The sequence below is a fragment of the Actinokineospora inagensis DSM 44258 genome (assembly GCF_000482865.1).
GTDB classification, from domain to species: Bacteria; Actinomycetota; Actinomycetes; order Mycobacteriales; family Pseudonocardiaceae; genus Actinokineospora; species Actinokineospora inagensis.
On the sequence record NZ_AXWW01000057.1, the window covers coordinates 44,326 to 50,711 of the forward strand.

The following is a 6,386-nucleotide window of genomic DNA, read 5'->3' on the forward strand; positions in this document are numbered from 1 at the left end:
CCGTCCGCCGGGTCTAGACGACCATGAGTTGCTTGGTGGTCTGGGTGAGGAGCTCGGGTTGTGCGTCCCGCACGACGAGCGTGTCCTCGATGCGGACCCCACCCAGGCCGGACACGTACACGCCCGGCTCGACGGTGACCGCCATTCCGGCGGACAGTCTACCTTCGCCCGTTTTGGCGAGGCTCGGTGCCTCGTGGATCTGCAGGCCGACCCCGTGACCGAGGCCGTGGACGAACTGCTCGCCGCGGCCCGCGTCCTCGATGACCTGGCGGGCGGCGGCGTCGACGGCGCGCACCTCGGTGCCGGGGGTGAGCGCGGTTGTGCCCGCGGACTGGGCGGCGGCGACCAGGTCGTAGATCTCCTGCTGCCAGTCGGCGGGGTCGCCCAGGGCGAGGGTGCGGGTCATGTCGGAGTGGTAGCCGTGCAACTGGGCGCCGAAGTCGAGCTTGACGAAGTCGCCGGTGCGCAGGACGGCGTCGGTGGGCTGGTGGTGCGGGATGGCCGAGTTGGGGCCGGTGGCGACGATGGTGTCGAACGCGGGGGCGACGGCGCCGTGCGCGAGCATCCGCCGGTCGAGGTCGAGGGCGACGTCGCGTTCGGTGCGGCCGGGCCGCAGGCCGCCGTCGGCGATGAGCTCGGCGAGGGCGGAGTCGGCGATGGCGCAGGCTTGGCGCAGCGCCTCGACCTCGGTGTCGTCCTTGACCAGCCGCAGGGTCTCGACGAGGTGGGCGGCGCGGACCAGGTCGACCCCGGCGGCCGCCGCGGTGAGGGTGTCGAGGCCGTCGACGGTGACGTGCTGGCTCTCGAAGCCGATGGCCCGCAGCCCGGCGGTGGCGGCGCGGGCGGCGAGGGCCAGGGCGCTGGCCCGCTCGATGAGGTGTTCCAGGCCGCGGACCTGCTTGGCCGCCTGCTCCTTGTAGCGGCCGTCGGTGCAGAAGACGGTGCGGTCGTCGCCGTCGGCGTGGACGAGCAGGGCGCCGTTGGACCCGGTGAACCCGGTGAGGTAGCGCAGGTTGCGCAGGTCACCGATGAGGAGGGCGTCGAGGCCCCGGTCGCGCAGTGCGGTGCGGAGCGCGGCACGGCGTCGCTCGTGGGGATCGGACATGACCTTGAGCTTAGGACCGCGGGGCAACGACTTTGGCGCGATCGGGCAACAGCCACAGCGCGAACGGGCAACAGGTGAGGTGGTAACCGCTACTGACGGGCACCGACAAGACCGGCTGCCTGAAGCCGTCGGCGAAGGGCGGAACGACGAGCCTCTGGTCGGATGCGGTGAGCGGTCGCGCCTACTCTTGGGTAATGCGTACCTGGCTGATCCGGGGTGGGGTTCTCGCGGTGGTGCACGCCGTGGTGGCGGTCGCGGTGGCGGCGTTGAAGGCGTCGAACCCGACGGGGTGGGGCTTGGTCGAGGCGCTGGCGTTAGGGGCCTTGGTGGCAGCCGCGGCGGTGTGGGCGGCGGTGGACGGATGGGTTGGTGTGCCGGACCGGGGGCGGGCGTGGGTGGTGGCCGCGTTGATCGCCGGGTGGGGTGCGGCGGTGTTGGGCGTGGTGGGGCGCGCGATGTTCGTGGACCAGACCGGGACGAGCGCGTTGGGGTCGGCGTTGACCGGTGGGGCCGCGTTCACCGCGTTGCTCGTGTTGGTGCCCGCCGGTCTGGGACTGGTCGTGGGGCCGCGGTTGGAGAAGCGGGCTAAGCCTGGGTAGTGGCGTTGTCGGCGATCCAACGCAGCGCGAGGGCGTAGCCGTCGACCCCGAGGCCGACGATGACGCCCGCGGCGATCGCCGAGATGTGGCTGTGGTGGCGGAACTCCTCGCGCTTGTGCACGTTCGAGATGTGCACCTCGACCAGGGGCGCGTTGAGCTGGGCGGCGGCGTCGCGGACGGCGATGGAGTAGTGGGTCCAGGCGCCCGCGTTGAGGACGACGGGGAAGCGGCCGTCGGCGGCCTCGTGCAGCCAGGTGGTCATCTCGCCCTCGTGCTCGGTCTGCCGGACGTCGACGTCCAGGCCGAGTTCGGTGCCGACGGCGCGGAGCCGGTCGGCGAGCTGGGCGTAGGTGGTGGCGCCGTACACGTCGGGCTCGCGGAGGCCGAGCCTGCCCAGGTTGGGGCCGTTGAGGACGAGGACCTTCACAGCAGGACACCCCCCGGTCGATCGTTGGCCGCGGCGACGGCGGAGTAGGCGGCGGCGAGCAGGGACGGGTCGGGGCCTTCGAGGCGGGCGGGCTTGGCGAGGCCGTCGAGGACGACGAAGCGCAGCACGCCGGACTTGGTCTTCTTGTCGCCGAGCATGCCCTCGACGAGCTGGGGCAGGGCGTCGGCGTCGTAGCTGACCGGGAGGCCGATGGCGGTGAGGATGGCGCGGTGTCGGTCGGCGGTGGCGTCGTCGAGCCTGCCCGCGAGCCGGGCCAGTTCGGCGGCGAAGACGAGGCCGACGCTGACCGCGGCGCCGTGGCGCCACCGGTAGCGCTCGCGGCGCTCGATGGCGTGGCCGAGGGTGTGGCCGTAGTTGAGGATCTCGCGGTGGCTGGCCTCGCGCAGGTCGGAGGCGACGACGTCGGCCTTGACCTGGATCTTGCGGCGGATCAGCTCGGGCAGCACGGTGCCGGTGGGGTCGAGCGCGGCGACCGGGTCGGCCTCGATCAGGTCGAGGATGACCGGGTCGGCGATGAACCCGCCCTTGACGACCTCGGCCATGCCCGCGACGAGCTCGTTGCGGGGCAGGGTGGTGAGGGTGGCGAGGTCGACCAGGACGGCGGATGGTTCGTGGATGGCGCCGACCAGGTTCTTGCCCGCGTCGGTGTTGATGCCGGTCTTGCCGCCGACCGCGGCGTCGACCATGCCGAGCAGCGTGGTGGGCACGTTGACCAGCCGGATGCCGCGCATCCAGGTCGCGGCGACGAACCCGGCGACGTCGGTGACCGCCCCGCCGCCGATGGCGACGACGACACCCTGCCGGTCCATGCCCATCCGGCCGAGGACCTCCCAGCAGAACGCGGCGACCGACAACGCCTTGCCGTCCTCGGCGTCCGGGATCTCGACCGTGTGCGCGTCGACGCCCGCGCCGGTGAGCTCGTCGCGGGTGGCGGTCGCGGTGGCGGCGAGGGTCGAGGTGTGCACGATCGCGACCTTCGACGCGTCCTTGACGGCCTCGACCAGCTCGTCGAGCAGCCCGGTGCCGATGACGACGTCGTAGGGCCTGCTGGTCGCGACCCGGATCCGCTGCGGCTGCTCGCTCACGGTTCTCCCTGCACGGTGCGGCTGGTCAGGGTGGTGACCAGGGTGTCGATGATCTGTTCGGGGGTGGCCGTGTCGGTGCCGACCTCGATGGTGGCGACCTCCCGGTAGAGCGGGAGCCGCTGGTCGAGGAGCTCCTTGAACCGCGCCCGCGGGTTGACCCCGGCGAGCAGCGGCCGCGCCGTGGACAACCCCGTGCGCCGAACCCCCTCGGCGAGCCCGACGTTGAGGAACACGACGGTCTGACTCGCCAGCAAGGCCCGCGTCGCGTCGGCGAGGATCGCTCCCCCGCCGAGCGCCAAGACCCCGTCGTGCTCGTCCAGCGCGGTCGCCACCGCTCGGGCCTCGGACGCGCGGAACACGTCTTCGCCGTCCTCGGTGAAGATCTCGCTGATCGCCTTGCCGTGGTTCGCCTCGACATCGGCGTCGGTGTCGCGGAACGGCACGCCGAGCGCCGCCGCGAGCCCTTCGCCGATCGTGGTCTTCCCGGCTCCGGGCGGCCCGACGACCACGGCCACCGGGCTCACCAGCGGGCCCGCAGCGCCTCGAGGTACCCCTCGACGTTGCGCTTGGACTCGGCCAGCGAGTCACCGCCGAACTTCTCCAGCGCCGCCTCGGCCAGCACCAGCGCCACAACGGACTCCAGGACGACCCCGGCCCTCGGCACCGCGCACACGTCGGACCGCTGGTGGATCGCCACCGCGGGTTCGCCGGTCACCACGTCCACTGTGGACAGTGCGCGGGGGACGGTGGAGATCGGCTTCATGGCGACCCGCGCCCGCAGCGGTTCCCCGTTGGTGATCCCCCCTTCCAGCCCGCCCGCCCGGTTGCTGCGCCGGGTGACCCCGGCGACGGTGCCCTCGGCCCGGTCGATCTCGTCGTGCGCCTCGCTCCCCCACCGCTGCGCGGTGGTGAACCCGTCGCCGATCTCGACGCCCTTCATCGCCTGGACGCCCATCAACGCCCCCGCCAGCCGCGCGTCCAGCCGCCGGTCCCAGTGCACGTGCGACCCCAGACCCGGCGGCAACCCGTACGCGATGACCTCGATCACCCCGCCGACCGTGTCCCCGGCCTTCTTGACCGCCTCCACCTCGGCGACCATCGCATCGGTCCCGGCCTGGCTGAACGCCCGCACCGGGCTCTCGTCGATCGCCGCCAGGTCACCCGGCCCCGGCCGCTCCCCCTCGGGCGCGACCGCCTTGCCGATCGACACGACGTGGCTGATGACCTCGACGCCCAGCAACTGCCGCAGGAACGCCCGCGCCACCGTGCCGAGAGCCGTGCGCCCCGCCGTCTCCCGGGCACTGGCCCGCTCCAGGACCGGCCGCGCCTCGTCGAACCCGTACTTCTGCATGCCCGGCAGGTCGGCGTGCCCCGGCCGCGGCCTGGTCAACGGCTCGTTCCGCGCCGTCTCGGCCAACTCGGCCTCGGCCACCGGATCGGCCGCCATGACCTTCTCCCACTTCGGCCACTCGGCGTTGTCGATCCGCACCGCGATCGGCCCGCCCTGGGTCAGCCCGTGCCGCACCCCGCCGAGGATCTCGACGTTGTCAGTCTCGAACCCCATCCGCGGACTCCGCCCAAACCCCAACCGGCGGCGGGCGAGCTGCCCGGCCAGATCGCTCGTGGTGACCTCCACACCAGCCACCATGCCCTCCAGCACGGCGACCAACGCGGGCCCGTGTGACTCCCCAGCGGTTATCCAACGCAGCACCCCCCGATCCTGTCACGCCACCCCCACTCCCCCGCGCCCGGCCAACCGCCCAACCCGCACGTGACCCCCACCACTCCGGTCGACAGTGGACGGCGCTCGGCCACGGCCACCCGGGTGGATGGCCTGCGTCGGGACGGCCACCGTGGCCAGCGCGGATCGCGGCTCCTCGGCAGGTGATACAGGGGATGACCGGACCACTTTGTTGTCGCGGTTGCGCTTCTCACGCTGCGAGGAAGGCCAGGAAGAAGCCGGGCCGAACTGTGGGTAGGGGCGGTCCGGGTGAATGCGCACGGCGGTGGTCGGCTCGGTGGGATCGGTTGACCGGAGGGGGCTGCTGGGCGGGAAACGGCATGGGAAGGTGGGGAGGCGGGCATGTCGAGGGGCGTGACTGAGGTGGCGAGAGCGCAAGGGGACGACAGCGCGCGGGAGGGTGGGGCGAGCCGATGAGTGGGTGGACTTGATGACTGGGTCGGTGCTGAGCATTGGAGGGTCGGCTCCTTGGGGGCGGGGAGGACGCGGACGGGACTTGATGGGCAAGCGGCATTAGTGGGCGGGCGATTGGCGGTCATGGGCGTGGGCTCCTTGGGCGCGCTGAGGGCACGGGCGGGGCTCGATGGGCGGGCTAGTGGACTTGGCGGGCTAGGGCGTGTCCTCAAAGCTGGTGTGGTTGACCTGGTTTGATCCTGGGTCGTGATCCGCAGGCACGAGTTGACCGATGAGCAGTGGCAGGCGGATGAGCAGTGGCAGGCGATCGAATCGTTGTCGCCCGCCTCGGGCGTGAAGGGGCGTCCGCGTGTGGACGACCGGCGAGTGGTCAACGGGATGCCGTTCAAGGCCAAGACGGGGTGTGGCGTGCCGGGACCTGCCGGAACGGTACGGGCCGTGGAAGACGGTGTACAACCGGTTCCGGCGCTGGTCGCGCAACGGTGTCCTGACCACGCTGGTGTCGAGGGTCCGGGTGATCGCCGAGGCCGTCGACGAACCCGACCGTGAGGTCCCGGTGGATTCCAGCATCGTGCGGGCGCATCAGCACGCCGCCGGCGCCCGCCGCGCGACCGCGTCCCACACAGGGGGCCGGACGGATCGCGCGGCGGGCACGGTGAGCCAGACGATCATGCCATCGGCCGCTCCCGCGGCGGACCCACCACCAAGATCCACCTCGCCCGCGACGGCCACGCACGACCACCGTCGGTCGTGCCGACCGGCGGCAACGTCAACGACCGCACCCAACTCACCCGGGTCATGGCCGGCATCACGTTCCGACGACCGGGTCCGGGCCGCCCGGCGACCAGACCGGGCCGCGTCCTCGCCGACAAGGGCCACTCCACCAAGGCCATCCGCGACCACCTGCGCCGACGAGGCACCCCGGCCACCATCCCGGAACGCCGCGACCAACAAGACAACCGCAAACGCAAAGGCCGCGCCGGCGGACGACCAC

General features: G+C 72.3%; 7 protein-coding genes and 1 pseudogene. 3 read left to right on the forward strand and 5 right to left on the reverse strand.

Features of this window, described 5'->3' with window-relative positions:
* Positions 1 to 13: 13 nt before the first annotated feature.
* Positions 14 to 1,105, reverse strand: coding sequence for a M24 family metallopeptidase (locus H504_RS0121090; RefSeq protein ID WP_026424388.1), 1,092 nt, complete (start codon positions 1,103 to 1,105; stop codon positions 14 to 16).
* Positions 1,106 to 1,299: 194 nt separating this feature from the next.
* Between H504_RS0121090 and H504_RS0121095 the strand changes: the two genes are divergently transcribed.
* Positions 1,300 to 1,704, forward strand: coding sequence for a B-4DMT family transporter (locus H504_RS0121095; protein WP_026424389.1), 405 nt, complete (start codon positions 1,300 to 1,302; stop codon positions 1,702 to 1,704).
* On the opposite strand, the gene aroQ is transcribed toward H504_RS0121095, so the two are convergent.
* From aroQ to aroC, 4 genes are read right to left on the reverse strand one after another with little or no spacing between them, the layout of a single operon-like run.
* Positions 1,691 to 2,131, reverse strand: a complete 441-nt coding sequence (aroQ, locus tag H504_RS0121100) for a type II 3-dehydroquinate dehydratase (protein ID WP_026424390.1) — start codon at positions 2,129 to 2,131, stop codon at positions 1,691 to 1,693. The two genes, H504_RS0121095 and aroQ, sit on opposite strands and share 14 nt — an antisense overlap.
* The gene (aroB, locus tag H504_RS0121105) at positions 2,128 to 3,237 is read right to left on the reverse strand and encodes a 3-dehydroquinate synthase (RefSeq protein ID WP_026424391.1); all 1,110 of its coding nucleotides are present in this window, start codon (positions 3,235 to 3,237) and stop codon (positions 2,128 to 2,130) included. The genes aroQ and aroB overlap by 4 nt, the downstream gene beginning before the upstream one ends.
* The gene (locus tag H504_RS0121110) at positions 3,234 to 3,761 is read right to left on the reverse strand and encodes a shikimate kinase (protein ID WP_026424392.1); all 528 of its coding nucleotides are present in this window, start codon (positions 3,759 to 3,761) and stop codon (positions 3,234 to 3,236) included. Before H504_RS0121110 ends, aroB begins: the two co-directional genes overlap by 4 nt.
* Positions 3,758 to 4,948: a chorismate synthase gene (aroC, locus tag H504_RS0121115; protein ID WP_026424393.1), complete on the reverse strand. Its 1,191-nt coding sequence runs from the start codon at positions 4,946 to 4,948 to the stop codon at positions 3,758 to 3,760. Before aroC ends, H504_RS0121110 begins: the two co-directional genes overlap by 4 nt.
* A 793-nt stretch (positions 4,949 to 5,741) precedes the next feature.
* Here aroC and H504_RS44085 point away from each other — a divergent pair.
* Together H504_RS44085 and H504_RS43260 are read left to right on the forward strand one after the other, a co-directional pair.
* Positions 5,742 to 5,879: pseudogene (locus H504_RS44085) on the forward strand (transposase); the annotation flags it as partial.
* 221 nt (positions 5,880 to 6,100) lie between these two features.
* Positions 6,101 to 6,386 (forward strand): transposase (locus H504_RS43260; RefSeq protein ID WP_245614401.1); only part of this gene is annotated, 286 nt, incomplete at its 3' end.

Coding starts and splice junctions, on each gene's coding strand:
- H504_RS0121090 (WP_026424388.1), bottom strand. CDS start 1,105: ATGTCCGATCCCCACGAGCGACGCCGTGCCGCGCTCCGCACCGCACTG.
- H504_RS0121095 (WP_026424389.1), top strand. CDS start 1,300: ATGCGTACCTGGCTGATCCGGGGTGGGGTTCTCGCGGTGGTGCACGCC.